Here is a 26606-nt window from a genome sequence, read left to right on the forward strand (position 1 = left end):
ATTTCGCGTCTGCGCCAAAGATAGGAGTTAGGTCCCGAGAGAATGCGCTGAACGTCACACCATCTGGACGGTATGTATATTCACGGCGAGTTCACCAGCGCCGCAGAAGAATTGAGCAATTGTTATCACACCGCTAACCAGAGAAACCTTGAACTTTCGGGATCTACAGTAGATACGAGCACACCGCAACGGCCGGCAACGGCTGGCAACGGCTCTCGTACCGTTGAGCCAAGATCAACGAGACATCGACAACGACCTGGGATACATCACATTGCTATATTTTCCGATAACCGGAACATTGCCTTGGTCAACTCGAAGTCCAGAAGCCGAAATCACTCGGGCATCCAGTTACCCTGCAGCGAGGCAAATTTCGGACGACTTGGGGAGATAGGTTTAACGCAAAGGCAATCACAACGGCTGTACCTGCTCAACTCATCGCGAACGGCACGCTCGAAATAGTTTGATCGGATTGGAGAAGCGCTCTCGTCGACATGGTCATCTACGCAACCAGATTGACCACAACTGCCGAGCGACACCAACACGCAACCTCACCAACGGAGCCGCCGCATTGGCGGCACCAGGCAAGCTCGACAAGGACGCGCAGGAATTAGCTACACATTCGGAAGCGCCGCGTCGAGAGTAGGTCCGAGCGATCGGGAATAGGTGGCGGTCATGTGTGTGCGGTCACGATAGACCATCACATCACCGATAACCGGAGAGCACGGATCGCGCGGGCAGATCGCTGCAGTGACGTCAACGACCTTCACAGGCGCGATTTCTGCCGCCTCGAGTTGCGCTAGCCCTCGTGTTCCGAAAGCGCTCGCACGGTCTGTCGCACAGAGATTCGGGGAATCCAGATGGCCAGCGAGGCAGTCAGCAGGGTCGACTCCGGACGCAGGCGTGTCCCGGAGTACGAACACGGGAATTCCAATGCTAGTTACCTTGGTCCACGCCGAAGCCATCCCCGCTACCATCGCCGCATGATTGTCGACCGCACCCGAAACCTGATAGTCGATATTCGAAGTGAAGACCGCTGCCGGTTTGATCTGTTCAATCTCCGACATAACATGTGCGTTCCACTCCGAGCATATCGGTGCAGGTGCGCCTCGGTTGATCACAGTGGCATCGATGAGCGCGCACGATGACTTCGTGAAGGTGATCAGGCGCCAACCTCGTTGCTGAGCAACGTACTCCATCGCATCTACCCAGTGTGAAGCATGCGAGTCGCCTATCAAGGCGACGGTTGTCTCCGAATCGAGGTTGCCGAACTCGCACGCGACAGGCTCGGATGACGCGAAGCCCTGCTGGCATCCCCTGGCATACACCGGCGGATTGTCGTCCGCCGCAACAAGAGGGCTCGGTGAAATTGCTTGGCCAGCAGTCAGACTGTCGAAACCCGGTTGTCCGATTCGTTGGGCACCGAAGTCGACTGGGCTGCTCGCGCTCGTATATACCGGGCGTGGGGCGGACCTCTCAGCGAGTAGTCCAGCGCCCGCCACGGCACCGCCAGCGACAAGCGCCACGACGATGCCTAAAGCTCCGATCTGAAGGGAACTTTTCGTGGAAAGGCTTCGACGCGTATGAATGGGCACCTCAACGAAGTAATACGACAATGCCGCTGGAATCACAGAGAGAAGGACAAGTAGGACGCCCATAGTCACTGACAGATCACTGATTCCGCCGGTTACGAGGTACCCACCGATTACAAGCACAGGCCAGTGCCATAGGTATAGCGAGTAGGACATCGCGCCGATTTTCTGTACAACGACATTGCGACAAACCCGAACCGGCCCTGCGTCCTGCGCGGCGGGACCGGCCGCAATAATGACTGCCACCGCCAATGTTGGAATCAGCGCGATCCAGCCGGGAAACGGAACAGAAGGCGGAAGCAGCATCGCCGTCGCCAACACCACAGCGACACCGGACCATGCCGCGACGACAGCAAGCATGCGAGGAAGTCGACCCCACGTCGCCATCGTCATCGCAACGATGCCGCCAAGCGCAAGCTCCCATATGCGTGTAGTCGTGACGAAGTACGAAGGGCCCGGGGCAACTGGTGTTCGCAGAACAGACCAGCCGAACGAGACGACGAATGCCACGACTAGCAAACCGAGCACGAGCTTGGTTGCGGAAACTTCCCTGAACCGTCGGACCACAAGGCCGAGGCCGACAATGACCACTGGCCACACAAGGTAATACTGCTCCTCCACCGAGAGAGACCAGAAATGCTGGACAGCACTCGGAGCCGCATCTTGGGCGAGGTAATTTGTCGATCCTGATGCAAGCAACCAGTTGACGACGTACGCGCCGGCTGCCGCGATCTCTTGGCCAGTACTCCACCAACGCGTCGGTGGAAGGATAAGCCACGTTGCGATACCCGTCACCACAAGAGTAAGGGCACTTGCCGGTATCAAACGTCGCGCTCGCCGAGCATAGAACTTGGCGATCGATACGGTGCCGGTATTCATAAGTTCCCGGTGCAGAATTCCGGTCATGAGAAAGCCAGATATTACGAAGAAGACATCGACGCCAATGAAACCGCCCGGTAACCACGGGACACCAGCGTGCCAGACAAGTACGAAGAGGACCGCAATCGCACGCATGCCCTCAATGTCCGGCCGAAAGTTCGGCTTCGGTGTCGACTCCTTATCGTGCCTACTTCCGCGCCAGGACTTTTGCAGCAGTGAAGAAACCACGAAAATTTACCCCTCAATGACCGGCCCTCAATTACGGTTCGAGGGACTAACGAAATATAGCCGCTGAATGGACAATCCGCCTTGTCGAAGAATCCGCAATGGACTTTAGCCCTACCGAACAAGGGACAGATAGCCCATTTACAACCTACTGAAGTGGTGAGTTCTGATGTAACTCGAACTATCCGGAGCACGGCCCGAAACAACGACCCGTGCTCGCGGCCCGACACAACCGTAGATCGGCTTTCGCATCGCAGCGCACTCCACTCTTCGGGATCCGTGTGCGTGACGCCGCTGTGTATCTCTATCGAAACGAACAGACTCGCCGCTATGCTCGCCAACTTGGATTCCGTGAATCACAGTCCGGCGCGCTTGTGACATATTCCTGGTAGATGCAAAGAAAACTGCCACTCGCCTCACTGAACTACTCCCCTCCGAGGGCTGGGGGTGAGGAGGCGCAGCACCAATCCCGAGTGTCGACGAATCACCCCACCTCCAAGGCCACCTCAGCTTACGATCCGAGAACGGTCAATCAATCACTCACGAAGATTGAAGATCGGGCGTATCCCAGGAACTGCTCAGATCACCTAGTTCAAGAGAATGGCATCAGCTAGCTCAGGTGCCAGCCCCTTCGAGTACTGGGGGGTGATGTGGACGGTATCCCGCCGCATGGTTGTGGATCCGACGAACATCGGGCAGATGCCTTCCGTGGTGCAAAACCACGACTGTGTGTCAACGTACTTGGCACCCGTCTGCGCAGCAGCGGCCATCTCCGCTTCTGCTGCCGACCGCCAGAGTGGTTGGACGGTGCTCACGCAGGTGGCCGGGCCGCCAGTGCGCTTTACGCACGTTTGCGGGTTCTTGCCGGCGGGTGCCGGGGACAGGACGACAACCTTTGCGCCGGTCGCTGCATACGACCGATATGCAGCGACTGCGCCAGCCTGCCATTCTTGCGTTGCTTGCTCGCCCTCGGCGCCTGACTCGAGATACTTCATCAGTCCCTCGTTGCCTGACGCGATAACGACGTCGGGCTTGAGTTCTGCGATTCGTTGTGGGACCCAGTCGTGGTGCGTATTGCAGTCGGCGTTGGGTACGCCATCATTCGTCACTTTGACCTCGACCGCCGGGCACGCTGCACGAGTCAGACCGACAATCTTGTATCCCAGAGGAACGAGCGCTTCACGTATCCCCGACAGCCACGTGATGGAAATCGAATCGCCTACGACAACTGCAAGCTTATTGCCGGACCCATAGGTGCAGTAGGTCGGATTCCCAGCCTCGGTGTGCCCGCAGTCATCCGAGTCTTCCGGCGGCTTTGCGTTCGCAATATCATCCAATGAAGGGCTCAAGTCGGCAGGCCATTGGGATACCCTGAGTGCGTCGCTTATGTCTTTCGCCCGACCAGTCAACTCAACTGCCGTCGCAGAACTATCCGACGTTGATGGGACGGCGGATACGTAGGCAGCGCTCACGACTGGCGGCACGAGGGCGACCGCCATGAGTCCTGCAGCGACCAATGCGAGCGTACCAATTCCAATGCTCTGATTGGTCTCGCTCAATTTCACGGTGGGCAAACGCCAGCGAGACATATCTAGGAATGAACGATCATTCCGCTCCGCTCCCGTCTCCAACCACTTCGAGGCCCGAATCGGGTTCTCAAAAAAGTGATAGGAGGCGATCGAGAATCCGAACATCAGGAAAAGTGCTGCAATGTAGTAGTAAGTTCCGCTATCCATCAGGGCAGCAAGCAGGATAATCACCGGCCAATGCCACAAGTAAAGCGAGTACGAGATGTCACCGATATAGGTGCTCACTCGATTTGTCAGCACCTGCAGATATTTCTGCGAGCCTCCAACACCAGCGCATATTATCAATGCCGCGCCCAGCACGGGAACTGCCGCCCAGGGAGCGGGGAACCCGCCACCAGTTTCGGTGATCGCGAAAGCTCCGACTCCGATCATAATCAATCCCGCCCACGCAATAAATGGACGGAGTCGATCAGGGATCCCTTCGAAATACGCGATCGTGATGGCCAACAACGCCCCAACACCCAGCTCCCACACCCTGGTCAGAGTGGAGAAGTACGCCCATGTCGGATTGGTCGCCGTGTCTAGAACTGAATAGGTGAACGATGCCAGGACGACGGCGCCCATGGCACCACCCGCGAGCGCGATCCGGGCCCGACCTGTCCAGGCCATTCGTGTTGCCACGACTGCAATCACGAAGATGACTGCGGGCCACACGAAGTAAAACTGTTCCTCGACGCTCAGCGACCAGTAGTGCTGCAGCGGAGACACAGGACCCGATGCGGTGAAATAGTCGGTGCCTTCGATTCCGAAGCGCCAGTTCGAGACGAAAAAGAATGCCGCGACACTGTCCAGGGCAGTCGATCTGAAACCCGATCGCCCGTAGACGAAATACGCGGCCGCGACTGTCACGACCAAGACGAGGGTTGCGGCGGGCAGAATTCGCCGGACACGTCGACGGTAGAAGCTCGAGAACGAAATGCTCCCCGTTTTCTCTACGGTATGCATCAACGATCCGGTGATTAAGAACCCCGAGATCACAAAGAAGACATCGACGCCGATAAACCCGCCGCGCGGCCAATCGAAGAGATGCGACAGCACCACAAGCATGACAGCGACCATGCGTAGGCCTTGGATGTCGAGACGTTGGTGTGCCTTTGCCCCCTGGCCACCCCTATGTCGCTGACCGCGCTTCTTCCTCGCCACTAGTGCAGTAACCACTAAATCGACCCCTCATAAATGGCCCTCGGAATGTTGGAGGGATTGACGGAAATATAGCTGTCAACCGGTCGGTTTGTCTGTTCGTAAAATTCACAATGGACCTTGGTCCGCCGAATAGAGGACGGAGCGCTTCCACCCAGAATTTCTCATTGTGTGACGCCCATCGCTACATTTTTTGTATTGGGTGTGGCAATGACCGCGTGGGAAAGCCAGGCAAACCCGACGAGTATCAGGTGTGCATCGTTGCTCCAAAGAAGCGCGAAACCAGCACCATCCAGGAACGCGCGGGCGTAGCGACTCTTCGCGCGCAGGAATTGACACGGGAGACAGCAGGCCTGACAGAAACGTCCACCACACGATTCAGAAGTGCAGTAGCGGAGAATCGCACGGGTTTCACCCTCGTGATTCTCCAGAAGATACTTAGCCCCAACGACTTTGGTCGTATATAAGTCCGCATGCGACCGCCGCTACGGCAAGCAGACACAGTCCAATAACAAGCAGAGTTTCCAGCCGGCCTGTGGGATCCATGCGGGGATCGATGCGCAAGAGTTTTCGTCCAGATCGAGAGCTTTTCGTCACTCAGGAATCGTCTCACTTCGACCGACTCACGGGGTGGTGCAAAAGGCTCGAAACACTACGACCATCCGCCCCAGAATTACTCACTTTGTACCGCGCATTGCTTCACAAATTCGCGCTGATTCAACCCACGATCGTCAATAACGGAAACGACAGGGCAACCCGGCGGCTGCAGCATCCCCCGATGCAGCGCCCTTCGAGCCGCGGATAGGAATGAAGACGAGGTCTCCAAGCTAGCATTTTGTAACTAGCCGAATGCGCGTCTTGCACGGAAAAGTTGCCCACCTGTCGCAGAACGGACTACATCACACCAAGAAATCGCCACGCTCTCTGGTGTACGGACCCACACTCAGGCAATATGTCCGTTATGAGCGGTTTCTCTCGATGGGTCGAGCGTCAACTAGAACTTCGCCCTGACCAAGACATCTCCGATGCTGCGCGTGCGCTACAGATCCGACCGTCCGAGTTGAAACGGTGGCTCGGATCGAAGCGCCCGCCCACTCAGGAGACGATGCGCTTGGCCAGTCGCGTCTTCAATGCCCCCATCCGGGAGATCCTGATCGCTGCGGAGTACCTGACAGTCGAAGAGGCCTCACCCGACGGACTACCGACGTCGGAGCTCAGTACGCAAGAACTGTTGGCGGAGCTTTCCCGACGCGAAGACTCCACAGTCAAGATCCTGAGCCGCACGGCCGACAACGCAAGTAATGGCTGGTGAGACTCCTCTAACCGGGTGTCGCCCCGGCGAATACTTGCGCAGGCCCACCATCTGTAGCTGTCATCGTGACCGAATCCCCCGCCTGCAGCCATACGGCCTCTCCACCTGAGATTTCCATCTGGTGATCGCCCGCCCGGATCTTCACCCGCCCCGCTGTACACAGCACCACCGCAGGACCATCTCCGCCGAGAGCTACTTCGAGGTTCCCGTCCAGTTCCCATCGCCGAAGAACGAACTCTGGGACGGGAGCCGGGTAGATGTATTCGCTTCCACGGTCGCTCGGCTCCGGATCGAGAACATCCACCGGGATCGGAGTGAAGTCGAGGATGCTCGACAATTCGTCCACATCGATGTGCTTGGTTGTCAGTCCACCACGGAGAACGTTGTCTGAATTGGCCATGATCTCGACAGCGCTTCCACTGAGATACGCGTGAAGGTTCCCTGCCGGCAGAAAGAGGCCTTCCCCCGGCGCCAAGGACACCCGATTGAGCAAGAGCGACATGAGCACCCCTGGATCTCCGGGATAGCGGCGAGCCAGGTCGAGTGCGGTCGACAACTCTGCCTCGAACCGGTCGACGGCCCGTCCTCCCGAGTCCAGCAGCGCGGTTGCCCTCTCGATCACCTCGAGCGCCAACCGATCGTGATGTTCGCGTGAGCTACGCATCCAACGAAGCGCCACCGCCTTCAATTCCGCTGGGCACGGATTGGCCGCCAGCGATGCGATGTCGTCGGCCACACCCGAAAGGTCCAACGCGGTCAGCAGCGTCACCGTCGAACTAATGTCGCGAAAGCCTGCCAGAGCTTCGAATCTTTTTAGTGCAACAACAAGTTCCGGCTTGTGCCGGCTGTCGCGATAGTTGCGATAACTGGCCGCGAGATCAATGCCGGCAGCATTTTCGCGAGCAAATCCCGCCTCGGCTTGTGCACTGGTGGGATGAGCTTGCAGAGACAACGGCTTTTCTGCTGCCAGGATTTTCAGCAGAAACGGCAACGTTCCGTCGTAGGCCTCGGCGCACTGCGCGCCCAATTGCGTCTGAGGATCTTCGCGGATCCTGTCGATCAGAGTGATCGAACCGGATGGTTCCCCCACTGCCGAGGGTGCTGATTCGTGCGCACCGAACCACAGTTCTGCTTCTGGTGTGGGCGACGGAGATGGCCGTCCGGCCAATTCTGCGAGGGTGCGGCGCGAACCCCAGTCGTAGGATTTGATCACTCCGGTGATCAGTTCCATCGCACACCTCCCCACATAGCAAGAATCCTCCCGCGTGAAGGATCGGCGCGCTCAGACTCGCACAAAGGCCAACACAAGGGAAAACAGCAACCACACTCGCGCACTACGTCCACCAGACTCACGGACCAAAGTCCCGCACGCCTCGCTGAAATTTCCTACGCCGCAATGAAATCGATCACCAATTCTGCGATCAACGAAATTCGAGATCCTCGACTACATGCTCGGAATACTGAGCAACTGTCATCCCCCGGTCTTGTGCGCGGGCAGCCAAAGCCTGCATGGCAGAGTCGAAGTCGACCTGATCGAGTTCGGCAACCACTCCAGCGGCCTGTTCGATTGCGATGTAGGACGCCAGAATATGTTGTGCCGCAATGGTTGCCGCTCCAGACCGTACGTCAACATCGGACATCGACAGTGCAATTGAGGCCAGATCAGCCAGCGACTGGCCAAACGCGTTATCCCGGGGGCGAGAATTCCACGGATCGGTCGTGAACACAGCAAAGTGCACCGAGAGGCCGCTCGGTAAGCCTCAGCGGAAATACGCGGCAGGCGCCGAGTCCGGAGCGCGCCGCGGCTTGCGCAAACGCATGCCATCTGGGGCCGACAATCTCGAAGTCGTCGATCACGACCACCGACCCCGTCAATGCGCTCAGCACTACAGGGTTGCGGTGCACCAGGTTGTGGTGCGGTTCAAACCCCTCCTCGACGGATTCGCAGACGATCTCGACGCCGATTCAATCCGTGGCCCGCAGTCCCCCAAGCGGATTTTTCAATCGCTTTCGCCTCCCCCGTCCAAGAGTCGGAGTCGGCGATGAACCACGCCACCTGCCACCTCCCAAATCGCCTGCAGTACCACTTTTGCCGGACAATCACCGGTGGGTTCACTCAAGTGCTCTCGAAGCTGCGGCTCGCGATGACAAGCGTGGCAGAGCGGCCGGCGCTCTGCGCGACGCAATCGGGGCGCGAGTCGACGTCGAACGTGCGGTGGGCGTCGTTATGAACCAAAACGATTGTGACGCTTCGGTTGCATTTCGTGAATTGGAAACCCGATCCGCCGCAAATTCGGACAATATACTGATGTAGTCCGTCAGATACACGCGTCCATTGATGACGGGCCGGCCTGAGTAACCAGTTGAGCGGGGTAGGCATGAAGGAGCGCTCTGAAGACAACGTCCTCGACAGAGCACTGGGCGAGGACATCGATCCCGGCGAGCTCATCGAGAAACTCGACGCGCTCGTCACCGCATTGTCCGATGTCGCCGCACGCGTAGGTCCAGGCAGCGCAACCGATGCTCTCTTGGAACGCATATGCGTACGCACTGTGGAGACAATTTCCGGAGCCGACATGGCCGGGGTGACTCTTCTCTCCGAATCCGGGGTCCCCCGGACCGCAGCGAGCACCGACAAAGCAGTCCTGGATGTCGACTTCGAACAGTACATATCCGGGGAAGGCCCGTGTCTCGAGGCCGCGCGGACGCGATCAGTCGTGCGCGCTACTGTCGCGGATTCCGAAGTGCGATGGCCCACCTTCACAGCAAATCTGCGCGGAGCGGGAGTACAGAGTTTCCTGTCCGCCCCCATCTGGATCTACGACCGGCACGCTGGAGCACTCAACATCTACAGCCGTGGCGCCCACGGATTCAGCGAAGTGGACGCGTTGATCCTGCGTGTGTACACAACCTCGATCGAGGGTTTATTGCGCGTGTCGAGGGAAATCGAGTTCGCGAAACACGAAATCGCGGGTCTCAACACAGCGATGAAGTCCCGGGCAACCATCGAACAGGCCAAAGGAATCCTGATGGCAATACACGGGTTCGGTTCCGAAGCGGCGTTCGACGTCCTCGTCAAGGAGTCGCAACGAAAGCAGCAGAAGCTGCATGTCATTGCCGAGGAGATTGTCGAGCGCGCCAAAGCCACAGGGTGAATTTGGACAAAACAAACCAAGGGTACGACTTGCGTCACTTTGCCGAACCATTGGTTTATAACGAATTACACCTGGGTATGCCTCTGTCTGTGGAGCGAAGTAACTATAACCTCGCTTACCCGATTTCAGACCCTACGACACGACCCAGGAGCATAGCCAGTGACAACCTTGCCGACTGATCTGCACGCGGGATCGACAATCCCCACACTCGCCTGTATTCGAGTGCGCGCCGCAGCCGACCAACTCAGCACCCTACGTGGAATGACCTGCAACATCGCCTACAACCACGGGTTCGACGTCGACGGCGTAGCCGACCTCGAATTGGCCATCGACGAAGCAGCCAGCATGCTGATCGCGCTGGCAGCACCAGGTACAGACATCACCTGCACTTTCACAGCCCCGGAGAACGCGCTCCGTATCGCAGTGTCGGCAATCTCGACCGCAGAACAGCCCGCCGGCAAAAGCTCGTTCAGCTGGTTTGTACTCGAGTCGCTCACCGACCACGCCGAACTCGACGTTGTGCGCCAAGGCGCAATTGCCTACATAGGGACCGACGACGCTCCCCGGCGTGATGCAACTAACGCCGCTACCGTGACGGTAACCCTGCAAAAGAACCTTCTTCAGCGCCCCGAGTAACACGTATCGGATGGGTTCTCCACCCGACATCCCGCCTTCGATAACACGCCGAGCGTAAAAAAATCCGCAACATCGCCTATGACGCGCAAACCCCTCAGACACAACTCCACAGCAGGTCAGAGCCACTATTAGGTGAATCGCACTCGTGAGTCGATGTCCTGATTGTCGATACTCGTCAAGGTTTTGTGGAAGTTATCGAAGACAGAAAAAGAAGAGCATGGCAGGATCAAGGGTGAGACCGAACTCTCGATGGGAGGGCTCGGCTCGATGGATCCAGGAGAATTTGGTTATGGCTCAGGGCAGTGTCAAGTGGTTCAACGGTGAAAAGGGCTTCGGATTCATCGAGCAGGAAGGTGGCGGACCGGATGTGTTCGTTCACTACTCGGAGATCCAGGGCAGCGGCTACAAGTCCCTCGACGAGGGCCAGAAGGTCGAGTTCGAGATCGGACAGGGCCAGAAGGGCCCCCAGGCTCAGAACGTTCGCGCCATCTGAGTTCGATCCCCGTCTGACTTCAGACTGAAAAGGCTGGAAGCCCGCACAAGCTGCAGGCATCCAGCCTTTTCTCATGTGTAATCCCGGTCGTCATTTCGTTGCGCGAATGATCACCAGTTGCTCGGTATCCTGATCGGCCGTAATCAACCCGCGCGATTCCAGCATCATCCGGCGCCCAGTCATCACCGGGCCGAACGGAACCGACGCACGCGCCGACACTTCGACAAGCATCCCGAATTCCTCCAGTATCGCCGCGGTTTTGTCGACTCCACAGAGCGCAGACTGGAGCAACAGCAGCGTCCCGCCCGGAGCCACGTGATCTGGCGCGTTCGCCGCGATTCGGTCCAGCACGCTACGTCCGTCTTTTCCCGCGTCCCAGGCACGCGCGATGCCCGCCGTCGGCAGCGCGTCGTCCAGTGCAGGGACATACGGCGGATTCGAGATAATCAGATCGAACAACTCGCTGCCCACCGCATCCGTCAGGTCACCGCGGCGTGCGTCGACGCGTTTTCGATTGACCACAGCATTGAGCCATGTGTTGACCTGCGCGCGCCGGGAGATATCAACCGCTACGACGTGCCCCGCACCGGCGCGCCTCGCGGCAACGGACAGAGCGCCGGTTCCGCAGCACAGATCAAGCACCCTGCTTCTGGCCGTCAACGGCTCGAACAGCAGCGCGTCGCTCAGCAGGGATGTGTCGTGCTGCGGTGGATACACGCCTGGTAACCGCACGATCATGATCGACTCCTCAGTGGGATGGTCAGCGTGAAGTCTTCAATTCGTCGCTGAAGTCGGCTACCCGACGAGGCACATGTTCACACCACCGAAGGACGCGCCAGGCGAGATGGCTTACCCACTTCCTCACTGCTCCAAACTCGATCGAGACATGTTTCACACAAACATCTTTCGCCTCGCGGGCGGATCGCGGGAAGGGCGCGGATAATTGCGGCCATATGGTTTCCTTGAAAGTCCGCGCCGGAAGAAACACGGCGTGACGCATGGGTGAGGAAAGGATCGTCGCTATGACCATCGACCAGGTTCTTGTAGTAGTCCCCGCCCACAACGAAGCGATCGACCTCCCGCACTGCATCGACGCACTGCTCGAGGCCACGCGTCGGATCGATGTTCCCGTTCGGATTGTCACGGTCCTGGACAGCTGCTCCGACCGATCGAGTGAAGTGATCCCGAGCGGCATCGACGTCATTCGAGCACAGCACCACAATGTCGGAAAATCTCGTGCCACCGGATTCTCGACGTTCGGCACCGACAGTCGCACTGCGTTCGCGTCGACGTGGTTTGCCACCACCGACGCGGATTCGGTTGTCGGCCCGACATGGCTTGCGCGGCAACTCGAGTACGCGCAGAGCGCGGACGTTGTTGCCGGAACAGTGCGCATCGCCGACTGGGATGATCAACCGTCGTCCGTCCAGCAGCTTTACGAACAGCGGTATCACGCGCATCCGATAGGTCGCCACGGGCACATCCACGGCGCAAATCTCGGCATCCGAGCCGACAAGTATTGGAGCGTAGGAGGATTCTCCCATCTCGAGGAAGGTGAGGACGTCGATCTGGTTCGCCGTCTCAGCGAGGACGGTGCCAGGATCGCGTGGGCGCAGGACATTGCAGTCACAACCTCAGCTCGCACGGATGGACGGACACCAGGCGGTTTTGCCGGGCATTTACGAGAACTCGGCACCGAGACAGTGGATGTGGCGCGATGACACGACTACAAACGCGTCTGAAAGAAACCGACCTCTACCTGCCACTGCCGGGCAGCGGCGCAACGGCAGCACGATGGAATGCCCTCGCCGAACTCTCTCGCGACAATGTCGTGCTCGGCCGAATGGCGGAGGCGCACACCGACGCGGTTGCGATACTGGCGGAACTGGACGGGCCGGAACCCGAACCTGGACAACTGTGGGGCGTGTGGGCAGCTGAACCACCGCAGCCCGTGGTGAATGCCTCGGAGCACGTGGGCATCTGGACGCTCACCGGACGTAAGTTGTGGTGCTCGGGGGCAAATATCTGCACGCACGCTCTGGTCACCGCACTGATCGACGGCACACCGTCGCTGTTTGCCGTCGAACTCGGGTTGCCCGGCGTGCATCCGGTCCCCGGTTCGTGGAAAGCGGTCGGCATGGCCGAAAGTGATTCCAGTGCAGTGGACTTCGACGGCGTCCCGGCAATTCCCGTCGGGAACATCGGAGATTATCTGACCCGGCCGGGTTTCTGGCACGGGGCTATCGGTGTGGCGGCCTGCTGGTACGGCGCCGCCTGCGGTGTCGCTGATTCACTGAGGAACAAGGCAGCGCATTCCGAAGACCCTTACATCCTGGCCCATTTCGGGGCTGTTGATGCCGCGTTGACCGCCGCTCGCTACACCCTCGACGCCGCCGCAGCCGACATCGACGACGATCCTCTCGACAAGAACGGAAGGGCACAACAGCGAGCACTGGCAGCCCGATCGATCGTGGAACGGGCAGCTACCGAAACCCTCGATCGAGTCGGGCGAGCTCTGGGAGCAGCACCCCTATGCCTGGACGGCGACCATGCTGCCCGCGTTGCCGATCTCACCGTCTACCTTCGGCAAAGTCATGCCGAGAAGGATCTCGCTCAGCTCGGCCGCCTGACAGCACAAGGATCATCGACGTGGTGAACTCGAAACTGTTCGCGCAGAAGCCCGTCGACGACGGCGGCACACCGGAATCCGTGTGGCAGCAGTGGCAGCGACCGTTCCCAGAGCTCGATCTCTCGTCATGTACGCGTCTGGTCATCGTGGCCCCTCATCCGGATGACGAGATTCTGGGCCTCGGCGGAACAGCGCTGATGGCGACGCGTTCGGGCATCGACGTTCAGATCATCTCCGTCACCGACGGCGGCGCTTCACACCCCGGTTCTCCCACCCTCACGAGACCTGAGCTCGAACAGCGTCGACGGGTCGAGTCTGTCCGAGCGGCAGAGGAACTCGGTACCCCCGTCCCGGTCCGGTTGATGTTGCCTGACGGAGACATCCGCACGCACAGCAACGAGCTAGCCGAGCGACTCCACGAGATTCTCGCCGAAGCACCGGATGGAACCTGGTGCGCCTCGACCTGGCGCGGCGACGGCCATCCCGACCACGAGGCAACGGGAACTGCGGCAGCGCAGGCGTGCGCCGACACCGGTGCTCGCCTGATCGAGTACCCCGTCTGGACGTGGCATTGGGCAACTCCGGAACACCCGAGCGTTCCGTGGGATCGCCTGCACACCATCACCCTGCCTGCCGATGTGCGTCAAGCAAAAACCTCTGCGGTGCAACAGTTCACCACCCAGATTTTGCCGCTCTCCGATCATCCCGCCGACCAACCGATACTCCCGCCACACGCCCTGACCCGGCTGCTGCGCACCTATGAGACCGTATTCGTATGAGTGATCCGCAACTTCCACCCGACTACTTCGACAAGATGTACGCAGCTCAGTCGGATCCGTGGGACTTCGAAACACGCTGGTACGAAAAAAGAAAATACGCACTCACCACCGCAATGCTGCCCAAGCCCCGATACCGCTCCGCCTTCGAACCCGGATGTTCCATCGGGGTCCTCACCAAAATGTTGGCGGATCGTTGCGACGCGGTGATCGCCACCGACATCGTGCCGTCAGCGCTCGAAACTGCCCGTCGACGACTCGCGGGGCACAACGTCGAGTTCAGGGAATGGGCCCTGGGCGACGACACTTGGCCGGACGCCACCTTCGACCTCATCGTGCTCAGCGAGATCGGCTACTACCTCAGCGTCGAGAGACTCACCGAGGCGATGGAGCGAACCGTCGAACACCTCGAACCCGGTGGCACGCTGGTGTGCGCCCATTGGCGTCACATCGTGCCCGAGTATCCGCAGGCCGGCGACGGCGTTCACTCGCTGGTGCGGCAGACTCCCGGCCTCGCGCAGCTGGCGACGTATCAGGACGAAGATGTCGTGATCGACGTACTGGTCAAGGACTCACGGCCTCCGCAGTCTGTGGCCAGGGCAGAGGGCCTCGTCTGACGCCGGAGCTTTCAACGAACCTTCTGCGGCACCGAAACCGCGCTGTCAGCCGCATTGCGGGCCAAGGCAACGGTGGCCGCGATCATCGCAACGACGGCAAGTGCAAGAACCGCGGCCACCTTACGATCCGCATCGAGGTATTCGCCGAGAACCACAAACCCGAGCAACGACGCGATTACCGGCTCCATGATCGTTGTCGCCGGCAGCGACGCTTGTAGATCCCCCGCTTGAAAAGCTGACTGCTGCACCGAAGTCGCGACCGCTGCAACCGCAACAAGTGCATAGAACTCGAAGGACGTAAGAACGGCTGAAGGTCCGAGCGTCACAAGGTGCACAACACCTTTGGTGAGCACTGCAGCAACTCCGAACAGTGAGCCGCCTGCAATTCCGAGGAGCAATGCCCTCGCCGATCCCGTGCGTCGATGTGCTCCGAAAAGACACAGCGCGACGAACGGCAGCCCGATCAGCGTGATCATGACCCAATGGTGCGTTTCCGCTCGCGGTTGCCCCGGCCGCGGATCACCGACGATGATCAGCACCGCCACCGACGTGGTGAGCGCCGCCGCCCACAACCACTCCCGCGCGCTGATCGTGCGCCCACTGAATCTTGCGCCGAGTGGGAGCGCAAACAGCAGGGACAACACCAGAAGCGGCTGCACCAGAAGCAGCGATCCCAAGCCGAGCGCGGCAGCCTGAAGTGCGTAACCCACCATCCCGACGATCGTGCCCAGCCACCAGATCGGGCTGTGCACGAGCGTCGTGATCGGTCCGAGTGCACCGATGGAATCATCCGGGACCACTGCTGCGGTGCGCTGGCGAACTACTGTGCCGATCGCGATGCAGACCGCTGCACCGATGGCAAACAACACTGCGAGGAAAGTGTGGGACACCTCGTCAGCCTCGCACAGGATCAGTACTTCTTGCTCGGCGCCAACTCGGAATCGAGTGCAAGATCGGTATCGGCCTGCAGTTCACCGACCTCGGACTTGAGAATCCTCATCGACCGCCCCAGCCCGCGGGCCGCGTCCGGCAGCTTCTTGGAACCGAACAACACCAGCAGCACTACCGCGACGATGGCCCAGTGGGTCGGGCTGAGCGCGCCCATCAGGCGGGTTCCTTACCCTCGGGGTACACCGCGTCGACCTCTACCTCGACCAGCCAGCCGGCAACCGGCAGTCCGGCAACTTCAAGCGCGAAGCGAGTGGGGCGAGCGCTGTTTCGTTCGATCGGCGCGATGGGTGCCGCAGTTCCCATCGGAACCAACTCCGTCTCACCGGAGTCGAGGTTCGTGTTGGCAAAGAACTGACGGTAAGCGCGGTTCCAGCCGGTGTAATCGGCCTTGTCCGAGCCCGGAGCGTTGTCGAGGAAGACGCGCATCGTGACTACGTCCTCGAGTGTCAGTCCCTGAGCTTCGAGATTGTCACGAATCTTCTTGAGCACGTTGATGCCCTGAGCCTCGGTGACTGTCACCCCGGCAGGCAGCACGCCGCCGGAGAACTGCGAGTCGATGTACGACTCGGGAGATCCTTCTGGTGCGGCTTTGTTTCCGGCCGACGGTCCGATGCCACTGGTCTTGTAAACCGCTGTATCAGCGCCGATGGCCACACCCTGTGCGATCATCGGATTGGCCTGTCCGGCTTCGAGAACCGACCTCGAGATGAAGGAACTGGTGGCGGTTTCCGCCTCTGCCGTTTCGGACGAGCACGCGGTCGCGGTGCCGAGCAGCACGGACGCGGCAAACGCTGCGGCAACAACTTTGGTGGTACGAGATTTCATGGTGACTCCTCGGAAGTGGTGATGGGTAGTTGGTGCTAGGCGCCCTGCGCGACGCGCTGGTGCAGGTGGGTGACAACGTCCTGCGCCGACGTGAAAGCGCCGTGCTGCCAGGCAATTGCGTTGGAGAGGTGATCACCGGCAAAGTAGATGCGGTCGACGGGCTCGAGCAGTTTCGTGTATTCGGGAGTTGCCATGCCGCCGTGCGAATCTCCCGCTCCGGCCCATGATGCCCAGGCCGACTCCGAGTACTTGGTACGACGCCAGCTGCCCGAGAAGGAGGACGAGATATCGCGGGTGTACTTCTCGCCGTGGATCTCCGAGCCTTCGGCGATGGCCTTGGCGAGGCGCTGCTTGTGCGTCAAGGATTCGAAAGCCTGCTGACGCTTACCCGAACTGTAGTACGCGACAACAATTCCGCGGTCGGAGTTGTAATGGTCGTAGGGGAACATGATCTGCGAGATATCGCGGTCTGTGTTGGATGCGCCGCCGTAGATCCGGTCTTCGGTCTCCCACCAACGACGCGAGTACTCGATGCCGAGCTTGCCGGACGACGACGGCTTTGCTCCCTCCAGAGCGAGGAGGATGTCGGAGGGCAGGTTGTTGTTCAGGCGCTTGATCAGGTGCGGCGGAATGGTGCAGATGGCGTAGTCGGCGGTGATCGACTTGGCCTTGCCGTCCACGACGTAGTCGACGGTGACTCCTTCGGGAACGTTCTTCATTCCGCTGACCTCGGCACCGAACTCGATGTTCTCCATGCCGATCTTGTCCTGGAACTTGTAGTAGATCCGGTCCATCCCGCCGACGGGGGTCATCATGGTCATGGCCTGGTCGTAGCCGAACTCGAAGGAGAATGCGCGTCCGATGCCGCCCTGGATGACATCGCTCATCCCGAAGGGCTCGATCTCGGTGCCGAAATTCAAACCGGCACCCGGTTCGACGGAGTGCCCGCGGCGCGACGACCCCACGTAGCGTCCGTCACTGCCCAGATCGCCGAAGTCCTTGAGGAACGACGACAGCGCTTCCTTGTCTTCCTTCGTGAGAACCTCGTCGAGAGCGCCTTGGTTGGTGGCCTTCTGCAGCAGCTCGGACATGTAACCGTAGGTGTCGGCCTTGGCTGCGCGGTACGTGATCGACTGATTGGCAAGGGGCTTGCTGCCGGTGTAGTTCACAAACGTGTTGGCATTCTGGTTGCCGAACATCTGCAGCTCGACGCCCAACTCGCGGCAGTAGTCGATGGTGTTGTGATTCTGCGGGATTCGGGTGGCACCCAGGTTGTAGAAGTGACCCTCGGAGAACGTGCAGGTCTGGGTCTCGCCGTTGAGATCCGTCTCCTCCGTCCCGTTACGAATCGACCACACTCGTCCACCCGGACGAGTGCGGGCTTCGAGGACGGTGACCTTGTATCCGGCCTTCTGCAGCTCGTACGCCGAGCACAGACCGGCCGGGCCACCGCCCAGAATGACAACAGAATGACTGCCCTTGACCTGTCCGATCAGGTCACCCGCTGCCGGTGCCTGAAAACGTCGCGGCGACGCCGATGCTGCCGGCGCCAAACCGATGGACCCCATGGCTCCCAGTGCCAGGCCCGCGCCGCCGGTGAGTCCCAGACTGCGCATGAAAGATCTACGTGTGTACGACATTCAAGCTCCCAAGTGTGCGCCCGGCGACCCGGGTTGTTGGTGTGGAAACAACAATGGCTCGGCGATGGGTCGAGAACTTGTCGTGCAGGAAACAGTCCGTGGGAATCGAGTGAGAATCAACCGCCGCACCGACAGGTGCTCTCTCAGCCGGGTGCGATCAGGGGACTCACGTAGGAAACTTCTCCGTTACAGAAGTGCACTAGCGTCCCGCGCATGTCCGCACTCACCGAGGCCATCGCGCGATCGTTCACCACGCGCGAGAAGCAACCACCCGCGCGCTCACCGCTGCGCGCACTCGGGCGTCGACAACTCTCGGGCGCCGAAGTACTGGCGCAGTCGGTGGCAACCACAGCACCGGCTGTCTCGATGGTTGTGCTGCCGGTCACCATGCTGACACACGGTCACCTTCTGAGCGGGATGATCACGATCATCATCGCGACCGTGCTGGTCACCTTGATCGCGTTCTGCATCTCCCAATTCACCAGACGGATGGCAGCATCGGGCGGACTTCACAGTTTTGCCTTTCGCGGACTCGGTACCCGGGCCGCCATCACCACCGGTATAGCCATACTCGTCAAATACGTCGGCAGCGCAGTGATGACCCTGTATCACGGTGGGCTGGCGGTCATTACGCTGCTCGGTTTTGCCGGCGTACGCGTACACGGCACATTTCAGCTGATCGCCCTGTACACCGTGCTCGCCGCACTCATCCTTGCGTGCCTGCTCCGGAGCGTCAGATTTGCAGCACTCGCAATCCTCGTGGCCGAAAGCTGTTCCCTGCTCTTCATAGTCGCGCTCATGCTGATCGGCGGAGATCAGCACGCACAGATCATTCCGTCCACGTCCGGCCACGGACTACTGATCACCGCACTCGCCGCACTCTTTGCGCTCGCCGGATTCGAGAGCGCCGCCTTCTTCGGCCCCGAAGCCCGCCGCCCACTGGTAACCGTGACGCGCACAGTCCTTTTCACTCCGATGATCTGCGGTGGCCTCTTCATCTTTGCCGGCTGGGCCGCCTGGACCGGACGCAGCGACACCCTCGTCAACGCCTATCTGCACGGAACCTCGACCGGCGTCAGCCCAGCCGTGGTGATCGCACTCAACATCGGAATGGGCTGCTCGTGGCTGGCGTCGTCGATGGCGTCGTCGAACGCCGCGTCGCGCCTGCTCTACTCATTTGGTGTGGAGCGCCTACTCCCCCGCGCTTTTGCGCACGTACACAGCGCCTTCCGCACCCCGAGTGTCGCGTTGAGCGTTGTTGTTGCCGCCGTACTGTTCGGCGGTGGCACCTTCGCCGTGATCGGACGAGGTGTGTTCTTCGAAGATCTGCGCCTCACGGTGCGGGCAGCCGTCATTGTCGCCTACGCGCTGGTCGCGATCAGTTCCGTCGTATTCCTCACGCGCATCGGCGAAGACACACCCCGCGTGCTTGCCGCAGCATCCTGTGGCAGTGGTGCGGGCGCAGTTGTCCTCGGATACCTGGTGTACGCGAACATCGTTGATCACACGTACATCGCACCGATCGCAGTGCTGGTGATACTCAGTTCGGGCACACTGTGGCAGTTCTATCTCCGTCGTCGCAGCCCTCAAAGCCTCCTGCACATCGGCGCCTTCGACCAGCCCGAAACCGAGGACGTACTTCCCGGCGCGGGAGTTTTCGGCACCGACGCCGCCGGCAATATCGTGCTGGTAGGCGAATCCGCTGTCGGTCCGCGCTGATGGTCGGTCGACCGCGAGATCTCGGTGGACATGAACCGAGAGCAGTCCAGCGCGCATTGGCATTGCTCGAATCCGCAGCGCAACTCGGTTCCGGCGCCACCGCCAAGGACATTGCGGCGCTGGCCGGCATTCCTCCTGCGACCGCCTACCGGTTGCTCAACATCCTTGTCGCCGACGGCTACCTGGTCCGGATCGCGGATCTCTCCGGATTTGCACTCGGTCGACGCACCCGCGAATTGGCCGGAGCTGCTGCCGAACCCACCCCCGTGGACAACTCCGTACTGCTCGAAGAACTACGCGAACAAGTGCGCTACGGCGTATATCTCGCGTCGTACGACAAGGGAAAGGTCCGGCTGATCGACCGCGACCCCGATCACGAACTCAGCGGTGAGCGCACTCTCGTGAGCGCGCTGCATGCCTCCGCAATCGGAAAACTGTTGTTATCTTCGCGGCCCGAACTGGCAGCCTCGCCGCTCAAGAGGATCACCGCGCACACCATCACCGACGCCGACCACCTCGAACTCGAACTCTCCCGCATCAGACGCGGTGAGCCGGCACGGGAGGTCGACGAGATTCGCATCGGCCGCTCAGCGCTCGCCGTGCCGATCAGCGACGGCCAGAACGGTGTTGTGGGCTCGCTTGCCGCTATCGGCCCGACGGGCAGATTGTCCACCGAGGACACCGGACTGGAAGCTTTGCTCCGCGACTATGCCGGCAGGATGGTCTCTCCATCGTTGTGCCGAGCTAGCTGATCATCACAGCCCGAAGATTCGTTTCACGAAACCGAGGTGTTCGTCTGCCCACCCGATGAGTCCGAGCGTCTGATCCAGATTCTGCGGCGGAGTCCGCACCAGCGTGTCCCGTCTGACGAGGCGATCAAAATCGACCGTCGGGGAATCGAACTGCACACCCGCGCCGGCCATGATGTTCATGAGCTCTTGGGCCAGAACCCCATAGGCCACCGTGGTCGGATGAACGCCGTCCAGAGAGAACAATCCACCCGACGCTCGGCCGCCCATACCGTCCGCGGCCAGGAATCGTGAATCCGGCACGGGTGCAAGATCAGTCAATGCCTTGGGCAGTGGGTACGGCGTCCACCACGACGGTCTTGCGTTGACGTCGTCGACATACCGCCTCGATGCGACGCGCTCGAGTAGCCCCGCGACGTCGAAGAGGTGCCAGTCCTTGCCCACCCGGCGTGCGCTCGCCACAGCCCGCTCGATCCCCGTGTTGTACAGGTCGATCGCAGTATCAACCGCCCACGCCTGCGCTCCCGTGATGTGCTGATCGCGTCGTGGATCGAAGTCTGCGTCACGCACCCACGGCCGGGCGTAGTACGGAAAGTACCGTGACCCTGTCTCGACTTTGCCACCCAACCCCCGCGCGATCGGGGCGATCGTCACGTGCGGCACTGTGCACAGGATGACGTGCTGCGCATTGATCTTTCGGATAGCGGCAAGCACCTCGGCGTACTCCTGGGCAAAGTGATCGGGCTGCCACACTGTGTAATCCCGTTTGCCATCCGGGTCCCGAAACTTGTTGCCACTCCACTGCACTCGCAGGTCGGTCACGGTCCGCAGCGCATTGTTCGCTCCGAGAAACACGACCAAGGTTTCGATGCACTCCTTGCCCAGTTCGGCCGCCGCGTCGAACACCGTCATCTTCTTCTCTGCATCGGACCCACGCGGCAGCACTCGCAATGCCGTCCGCTCGCCGTTGTTCTCGACAATCTGGCTGAGCAGATCGTCGTGTGGTTGATGCAGTGCCGCTTCACAACTCGCAGCGGTTTTCGTCAGAGCGTCGCGCACATCCCACCCATACACCGACAAGTTGTGATTGATCGCCGAGAACGTCGGCGCGACGCTACCCGGGCCACGCTCCCAATAGTCCTCGACCTGATCCATGAATCCACGTGCCGCGAACAATGCCAGCGGAATCTCCCACACGTCCGTCGAAGTTCCAAAGCGCTCTTCCAGTGTGCGCAGCAACAATTCGATGTTCAGCGGTAGCCCACCCGGGCCGCCGTAACGCGGGAATCGGAAGCTATCGAACCAGCCGAGTTGCCACGCGATGATCGACGGATACGACAGGTCGGTATTGAAGACAGCCCCACTCTGAAATCCTTGTGAGAGAGAATCTCCGATCACCACCAAACGGTGGCCGACCGGCCCGGCGGCCGGAACTACCGGAATGCCTAGTGTGGAATCAAATTTCGGAACACGAGGACCTGCTGCCGCAGCCTCGACCACATCGGCCGGAGTGTCGGACGGCAATTCCATGGCCGATCACTTCTCGGTCTCGGGATCGGTTTCCGTTTCGATCGACCTGGCCAGCTCGGCAGACCAGTCCTGATCGCGGATTTCGAAATCAGCGCGGTCGCGTCGGGCGATGGCTTTACCCCAGATAATGGCGATAGGTACGGCGCAGGCCACCCAGAGGATCAGTCCGCCGACAACAATCCACCACATAACCTGCAATTATGCCCGGTTTGGGGGAGATTCCCCATAGCTGACGTCTATCTGCCTGCTATCGCCGTCCGAAACGATTCCCGCGCCTGCGATTGCCCGCCAAAAACCATCCTCGTGCGGCAATACCGAACGCCACGAATGAGAACAGATCCGACACGGTGAGGCCGTTCTCCGGAGTCAGCGACCACAACACTTGCCCTTCGAGCGGGCCGTTGAGGAGCAGCCACATCAGCGCGGCAAACGCGGTGGCGATCGCGCTGATCCGCGAAGGCTTGACCAAACACACCGTGCTGGTCACAAACAGCAGGTTCATGAAGACCATGCCGTAGAACAACGCGGTCATACGTGCGGACTTCCGTCAGCCGCGGTTGAAGTTCAGGTACGCCTTCGACGGCGTCGGACCGCGCTGGCCCTGGTACTTGGAACCGGCCTCGGAACTTCCGTACGGGAACTCTGCAGCGCTCGACAGCTTGAGCAGACAGAGCTGACCGATCTTCATTCCCGGCCACAGCGTGATCGGGAGATTCGCAACGTTCGACAGTTCCAACGTGATGTGGCCACTGAATCCCGGATCGATGAAACCAGCAGTCGAGTGCGTCAGCAGACCCAGACGACCCAAGCTCGACTTACCTTCCAAGCGGCCGGCAAGGTCGTTGGGCAGCGAGCACACTTCGAGCGTCGAACCGAGGACAAACTCACCGGGGTGCAGCACAAAAGGCTCACCCTCCGCGGGCTCCACCAGGCTCGTCAGCTCGTCCTGGCGCTGCGCCGGGTCGATGTGCGTGTATCGCGTGTTGTTGAAAACCCGAAACAAACCGTCCAGGCGCACGTCGACGCTCGACGGTTGAACCATCGAATCGTCGAACGGGTCGATTCCCAGGCGTCCAACGGCAATTTCGGCACGGATGTCACGATCGGAGAGCAGCACACGTAGAGGCTACCGGTTCACCACTTCAGCGCAGACCAATCACCAGGCAGATCACACAATGCTGTGACGAACAGCTCGGGTTCTTGTGTCGCGAGAAATCGAGCGTGAGCACTAGTAGCCGGGCGGGGCTCCCACACATCGGAAATGGCGTCTGATAACCTTCGGAAAGCACGTTGATCGGGGGCGAAAAACCCTCCGACCGGCTGCGACGCCGATGTAGTTCAATGGTAGAACATCAGCTTCCCAAGCTGAATACGCGGGTTCGATTCCCGTCATCGGCTCCATCTATGAATCGGGACCAATCGTTCCTCTGCGAACCGTCGCCGCCACGCACTAGCCGGCATCAGATTCGCCTGCACACCACGATTTTTCGAGCTCAGAATGCCGCGCAGTCGGTCGGACTCGATTTGCTCTGACACAGGTGAGAAATCGAGAGCTTTCGAATCGCAATCAGGCTATATCTTCCCTCCACGTCAGCGAAACATTACGGTTAGCCGTAAGGCAGGACTTTCGACCCTAGAATGCAATGTCAAAATTCCCATTCTGGTACCGAGAGACAGTCCGTCTGCTTCAGTCCGCATCACCAATATTCATAAATACAGCAGCATGAGGTATGGATATGGGAGATGCGGCGCCGAGCGGACCAATCGCGGTAATACATGTTGCTACCGATTCACCAGGAAAGAGATATGACACCACCGAGTCCGACAGACGCAACAAGTTCCGATAATGCAAGCGACGACGGCGCGGGTCAACGCGAGCAGACGATCGCGGATTCTGCCGAACGCCCCATTCGCGACCCGTTCGCTGCGATCAACGAGGTGTATACGGATCCCGCGCTTGTCGCCGTCTTCGAAGGGCTGCGTGCCGCTGTCAGCGGCGAGCAATCGCACGTGTGGTCGGCGCTCAACGACAGTGCTCGGTTGCGCGCTGTCTACGACACCGGACTACTCGCGCCCGGACCACATCCCGAAGTCGATCAGATCGTCGGACTGACCATCGACGCGGTCGGGATCCCGAACGCTGCACTGAACATGATCACCGACGTCGAGCAAGTCAACGCCGCGATCGCCTCCCGCTCAGGCGACACCGGGGAACAACGTACCCATCCCCTCCCCGACTCGCTCTGCGTCTACACAGTCGTGAGCGGTTCCCCACTCATAATCGACGACATCGCCGACCACCCGGTACTCAGGGATCATTCGGCCGCCCAAAGCGGCGTAGTGGGCGCTTACATCGGCATCCCGATCATCGACGACGCAGGTCATCCCGTAGGGACGCTGTGCGCGTGGGACAGCCAACCGCATCATTGGTCGAGTGGTGAGGTCCAGATCATGACCGACCTTGCCGACGTCGTCCAAAATGTAATCTTCGACAAATAAAAATACCGCTGCCGAGTATCTTTCGATTGCTGACTGTGACGCCGAGTCGCATTCAAACCAAGCGCGAGTTGCTACGGCAAATATCGTTAGGCCCCCTATAGAATGCGATTAATGGTGAATGTACGAATTGTCTGATTAATTCGGGATTGTCGTGGATGGAGTGGGAATTGCCGCAATTGTTGGAGGTCGAGACTTCGACCGCCCCCGGAGGCGCCCCACCTACTTCTTCGAATTCTCGTAAAAAATTCGGGCAGCTCATTCGGACCGATCCGCTGAGCACCATCGTCAGTGTTTCCATCGATGTGTTGTCGGCGACGATCGCGGTGGCACTCGCATGGTGGTGGGCGCTCACATCAGTTTTGGTTCATCCACCCATGTGGTGCTTCGCACTCTTTGTTCCCCTGGTCGTAATCGTCATGGGCGCGCGGTCGTTGTATCGCCGCTCGCTCAACCGCCGATTCCTCGACGAGTTCTACGGGATCCTGTCCTCTGGCTCGATCGCAGCAATGCTGCTGCTGTGCGCGCTGGTCCTGTTCGGGATCACCGATCGCCCCGGTGCTGCCGTGACCAAACTGTGGGTGTGCGCGAGCATCCTGATTCCATTCGGCCGTCTGGTTCGCGTGGTGGTCCAACGACGCCTGCAACAGAACTCCCATCTCGTGTCCCCCACGTTGGTCATCGGATCCGGACAGCTCACCCAGCACGTGATCGCTCGGATGATCGCGGCTCCTGAACACGGCATGAACCCAGTCGGAGTGCTGTCGGACGAGTCCCCCATACGCAGTGACCAGGGGACGGAGGCCGACCAGGTGCCGTACCTGGGCGCTGTCGATCGCCTAGAGTCCGTCATTGCCGAAACCCAGGCCGAACGCCTGGTCATCGCATTCACGAGAGTTCACGGTGAGCTGCTGACCGGAGCAGTCCGCATCGCCCACCGCCACGGACTTCGGGTATGGGTGGTGCCACGCATGTATGAGGTGATCGGCTCGAAGAGCCTCATCGACCACATCGGCGGCATGCCCTTGTTGTCAGTGCCTCACACCAATCCCCGAGGCTGGCAGTTCCGGGTCAAACACATCAGCGACAGAATCGTCGCCGGCTGCATCCTTCTCGTGCTGTCCCCCCTCTTCCTCACTCTCATGCTCTTGGTGCGCTGGAGTTCGCCGGGACCGATATTCTTTGCTCAAGAGCGGGTGGGGCGCAACGGCCAGATCTTCGGCTGCCTCAAGTTTCGTTCGATGCGGCTACCCGATCCCGACCACGTGACGTTTGTTCCGAAAACCGGTAGCGCACCGGGCGGCGTCGAGGGAACCGATCGACGGACCCGGATCGGAAAACTTATGCGGTCGACGTCGATGGACGAACTCCCCCAGCTGCTCAATGTTCTCCGGGGTGACATGAGTCTGGTCGGACCGCGTCCCGAACGTCCAGAGTTCGTAACCCTTTTCGAGGCGCAGATCCGCCGCTACGGCGAGCGACACCGGGTCAAGGCGGGCGTCACGGGTTGGGCTCAGGTCAACGGCTTACGCGGACAGACCTCCATCGCCGACCGCGCCGAATGGGACAACTACTACATCGAGAACTGGTCTCTGTGGCTCGACATCAAGATTTTGATGCTGACCGTGCTGGCAGTTTTCAAAAAGGCCGAATGAC

Annotated in this window: 27 protein-coding genes and 1 tRNA gene; 14 read left to right on the top strand and 14 right to left on the bottom strand. The window is 60.0% G+C overall.

The features are described 5' to 3' along the window. Positions 1-611: 611 nt before the first annotated feature. Positions 612-2603 carry an acyltransferase family protein gene (locus tag C7T36_RS06610; protein WP_045064210.1) on the bottom strand — a complete coding sequence of 664 codons (1992 nt, stop codon included), beginning with the start codon at positions 2601-2603 and terminating at the stop codon, positions 612-614. A 677-nt stretch (positions 2604-3280) separates the two neighbouring features. Continuing rightward, positions 3281-5440 carry an acyltransferase family protein gene (locus C7T36_RS06615; RefSeq protein ID WP_052683312.1) on the bottom strand — a complete coding sequence of 720 codons (2160 nt, stop codon included), beginning with the start codon at positions 5438-5440 and terminating at the stop codon, positions 3281-3283. Between the two features lie 943 nt (positions 5441-6383). Between C7T36_RS06615 and C7T36_RS06625 the strand changes: the two genes are divergently transcribed. Next, positions 6384-6734, top strand: a complete 351-nt coding sequence (locus tag C7T36_RS06625; RefSeq protein ID WP_239654603.1) for a helix-turn-helix transcriptional regulator — start codon at positions 6384-6386, stop codon at positions 6732-6734. 7 nt (positions 6735-6741) lie between these two features. Here C7T36_RS06625 and manA read toward each other — a convergent pair whose 3' ends face one another. The 3 genes from manA to C7T36_RS30750 form a co-directional block, all read right to left on the bottom strand. Next, positions 6742-7965 carry a mannose-6-phosphate isomerase, class I gene (gene manA / locus C7T36_RS06630; RefSeq protein WP_045064220.1) on the bottom strand — a complete coding sequence of 408 codons (1224 nt, stop codon included), beginning with the start codon at positions 7963-7965 and terminating at the stop codon, positions 6742-6744. Between the two features lie 190 nt (positions 7966-8155). Continuing rightward, positions 8156-8374 (bottom strand): ANTAR domain-containing protein, encoded by a 219-nt coding sequence (locus C7T36_RS06635; protein WP_146153430.1) that lies wholly within the window; start codon positions 8372-8374, stop codon positions 8156-8158. A 46-nt stretch (positions 8375-8420) separates the two neighbouring features. After that, complete coding sequence (locus C7T36_RS30750) at positions 8421-8639, bottom strand: GAF domain-containing protein (protein ID WP_373557453.1); 219 nt, start codon at positions 8637-8639, stop codon at positions 8421-8423. Between the two features lie 67 nt (positions 8640-8706). Between C7T36_RS30750 and C7T36_RS30755 the strand changes: the two genes are divergently transcribed. The 4 genes from C7T36_RS30755 to C7T36_RS06660 all read left to right on the top strand — a co-directional run bounded on the left by C7T36_RS30755 (position 8707) and on the right by C7T36_RS06660 (position 11018). Continuing rightward, complete coding sequence (locus C7T36_RS30755; protein WP_375128372.1) at positions 8707-9048, top strand: ANTAR domain-containing protein; 342 nt, start codon at positions 8707-8709, stop codon at positions 9046-9048. Between the two features lie 64 nt (positions 9049-9112). Then, entirely contained in the window at positions 9113-9889 is a 777-nt protein-coding gene (locus C7T36_RS06650; protein WP_045064229.1) for a GAF and ANTAR domain-containing protein, read from the top strand. A 159-nt stretch (positions 9890-10048) separates the two neighbouring features. Continuing rightward, positions 10049-10525, top strand: a complete 477-nt coding sequence (locus C7T36_RS06655; RefSeq protein WP_051730638.1) for an ATP-binding protein — start codon at positions 10049-10051, stop codon at positions 10523-10525. 289 nt (positions 10526-10814) lie between these two features. After that, positions 10815-11018 carry a cold-shock protein gene (locus tag C7T36_RS06660; protein ID WP_003943666.1) on the top strand — a complete coding sequence of 68 codons (204 nt, stop codon included), beginning with the start codon at positions 10815-10817 and terminating at the stop codon, positions 11016-11018. Between the two features lie 90 nt (positions 11019-11108). Here C7T36_RS06660 and C7T36_RS06665 read toward each other — a convergent pair whose 3' ends face one another. After that, complete coding sequence (locus C7T36_RS06665) at positions 11109-11756, bottom strand: HemK2/MTQ2 family protein methyltransferase (protein ID WP_045064230.1); 648 nt, start codon at positions 11754-11756, stop codon at positions 11109-11111. 284 nt (positions 11757-12040) lie between these two features. Between C7T36_RS06665 and C7T36_RS06670 the strand changes: the two genes are divergently transcribed. From C7T36_RS06670 to C7T36_RS06685, 4 genes are read left to right on the top strand one after another with little or no spacing between them, the layout of a single operon-like run. After that, positions 12041-12739 carry a glycosyltransferase family 2 protein gene (locus C7T36_RS06670; protein WP_045064232.1) on the top strand — a complete coding sequence of 233 codons (699 nt, stop codon included), beginning with the start codon at positions 12041-12043 and terminating at the stop codon, positions 12737-12739. Next, on the top strand, positions 12736-13674 hold the full coding sequence (locus C7T36_RS06675; RefSeq protein ID WP_045064234.1) for an acyl-CoA dehydrogenase: 939 nt from the start codon (positions 12736-12738) through the stop codon (positions 13672-13674). Before C7T36_RS06670 ends, C7T36_RS06675 begins: the two co-directional genes overlap by 4 nt. Continuing rightward, positions 13668-14426 (top strand): PIG-L deacetylase family protein, encoded by a 759-nt coding sequence (locus tag C7T36_RS06680; protein WP_045064236.1) that lies wholly within the window; start codon positions 13668-13670, stop codon positions 14424-14426. Before C7T36_RS06675 ends, C7T36_RS06680 begins: the two co-directional genes overlap by 7 nt. Beyond that, on the top strand, positions 14423-15040 hold the full coding sequence (locus C7T36_RS06685) for a bifunctional 2-polyprenyl-6-hydroxyphenol methylase/3-demethylubiquinol 3-O-methyltransferase UbiG (RefSeq protein WP_045064238.1): 618 nt from the start codon (positions 14423-14425) through the stop codon (positions 15038-15040). The genes C7T36_RS06680 and C7T36_RS06685 overlap by 4 nt, the downstream gene beginning before the upstream one ends. 11 nt (positions 15041-15051) lie before the next feature. On the opposite strand, the gene C7T36_RS06690 is transcribed toward C7T36_RS06685, so the two are convergent. From C7T36_RS06690 to C7T36_RS06705, 4 genes are read right to left on the bottom strand one after another with little or no spacing between them, the layout of a single operon-like run. Next, positions 15052-15930, bottom strand: a complete 879-nt coding sequence (locus tag C7T36_RS06690; RefSeq protein ID WP_045064240.1) for a DMT family transporter — start codon at positions 15928-15930, stop codon at positions 15052-15054. 20 nt (positions 15931-15950) lie between these two features. Further along, entirely contained in the window at positions 15951-16145 is a 195-nt protein-coding gene (gene tatA, locus C7T36_RS06695) for a Sec-independent protein translocase subunit TatA (RefSeq protein ID WP_033235751.1), read from the bottom strand. Further along, on the bottom strand, positions 16145-16816 hold the full coding sequence (locus C7T36_RS06700) for a Rid family hydrolase (protein WP_045064246.1): 672 nt from the start codon (positions 16814-16816) through the stop codon (positions 16145-16147). The genes tatA and C7T36_RS06700 overlap by 1 nt, the downstream gene beginning before the upstream one ends. 35 nt (positions 16817-16851) lie before the next feature. Beyond that, on the bottom strand, positions 16852-18432 hold the full coding sequence (locus C7T36_RS06705; RefSeq protein ID WP_045064249.1) for an FAD-dependent oxidoreductase: 1581 nt from the start codon (positions 18430-18432) through the stop codon (positions 16852-16854). A 237-nt stretch (positions 18433-18669) separates the two neighbouring features. Between C7T36_RS06705 and C7T36_RS06710 the strand changes: the two genes are divergently transcribed. Then, positions 18670-20175 carry an APC family permease gene (locus tag C7T36_RS06710; RefSeq protein WP_045064252.1) on the top strand — a complete coding sequence of 502 codons (1506 nt, stop codon included), beginning with the start codon at positions 18670-18672 and terminating at the stop codon, positions 20173-20175. Further along, entirely contained in the window at positions 20175-20927 is a 753-nt protein-coding gene (locus tag C7T36_RS06715) for an IclR family transcriptional regulator (RefSeq protein WP_045064254.1), read from the top strand. Before C7T36_RS06710 ends, C7T36_RS06715 begins: the two co-directional genes overlap by 1 nt. A gap of 3 nt (positions 20928-20930) precedes the next feature. Here the strand turns inward: C7T36_RS06715 and C7T36_RS06720 are convergent, their stop codons facing one another. The 4 genes from C7T36_RS06720 to dcd are packed head-to-tail and all read right to left on the bottom strand — an operon-like array spanning position 20931 to position 23571. Further along, complete coding sequence (locus tag C7T36_RS06720) at positions 20931-22454, bottom strand: hypothetical protein (RefSeq protein ID WP_045064256.1); 1524 nt, start codon at positions 22452-22454, stop codon at positions 20931-20933. A 6-nt stretch (positions 22455-22460) separates the two neighbouring features. After that, the gene (locus C7T36_RS06725) at positions 22461-22643 is read right to left on the bottom strand and encodes a hypothetical protein (protein WP_033235757.1); all 183 of its coding nucleotides are present in this window, start codon (positions 22641-22643) and stop codon (positions 22461-22463) included. A gap of 58 nt (positions 22644-22701) precedes the next feature. Beyond that, positions 22702-22986, bottom strand: coding sequence for a hypothetical protein (locus C7T36_RS06730; RefSeq protein WP_045064259.1), 285 nt, complete (start codon positions 22984-22986; stop codon positions 22702-22704). 15 nt (positions 22987-23001) lie between these two features. After that, on the bottom strand, positions 23002-23571 hold the full coding sequence (gene dcd / locus C7T36_RS06735) for a dCTP deaminase (RefSeq protein ID WP_033235759.1): 570 nt from the start codon (positions 23569-23571) through the stop codon (positions 23002-23004). Between the two features lie 210 nt (positions 23572-23781). On the opposite strand from dcd, the gene C7T36_RS06740 reads away from it, so the two are divergent. The 3 genes from C7T36_RS06740 (at position 23782) to C7T36_RS06750 (ending at position 26605) form a co-directional block, all read left to right on the top strand. Beyond that, a tRNA-Gly gene (locus tag C7T36_RS06740) sits at positions 23782-23855 on the top strand. Positions 23856-24260: 405 nt separating this feature from the next. Continuing rightward, positions 24261-24953, top strand: a complete 693-nt coding sequence (locus C7T36_RS06745) for a GAF domain-containing protein (protein WP_072782266.1) — start codon at positions 24261-24263, stop codon at positions 24951-24953. Positions 24954-25108: 155 nt separating this feature from the next. After that, a complete protein-coding gene (locus C7T36_RS06750; protein ID WP_239654604.1) occupies positions 25109-26605 on the top strand; it encodes a sugar transferase in 1497 nt (498 codons plus the stop codon). The last annotated feature ends 1 nt before the right edge of the window (position 26606 follow it).

It is taken from the genome of Rhodococcus sp. AD45-ID, assembly GCF_003023755.1.
In the GTDB taxonomy this organism is placed as follows: Bacteria; Actinomycetota; Actinomycetes; order Mycobacteriales; family Mycobacteriaceae; genus Rhodococcus_F; species Rhodococcus_F globerula.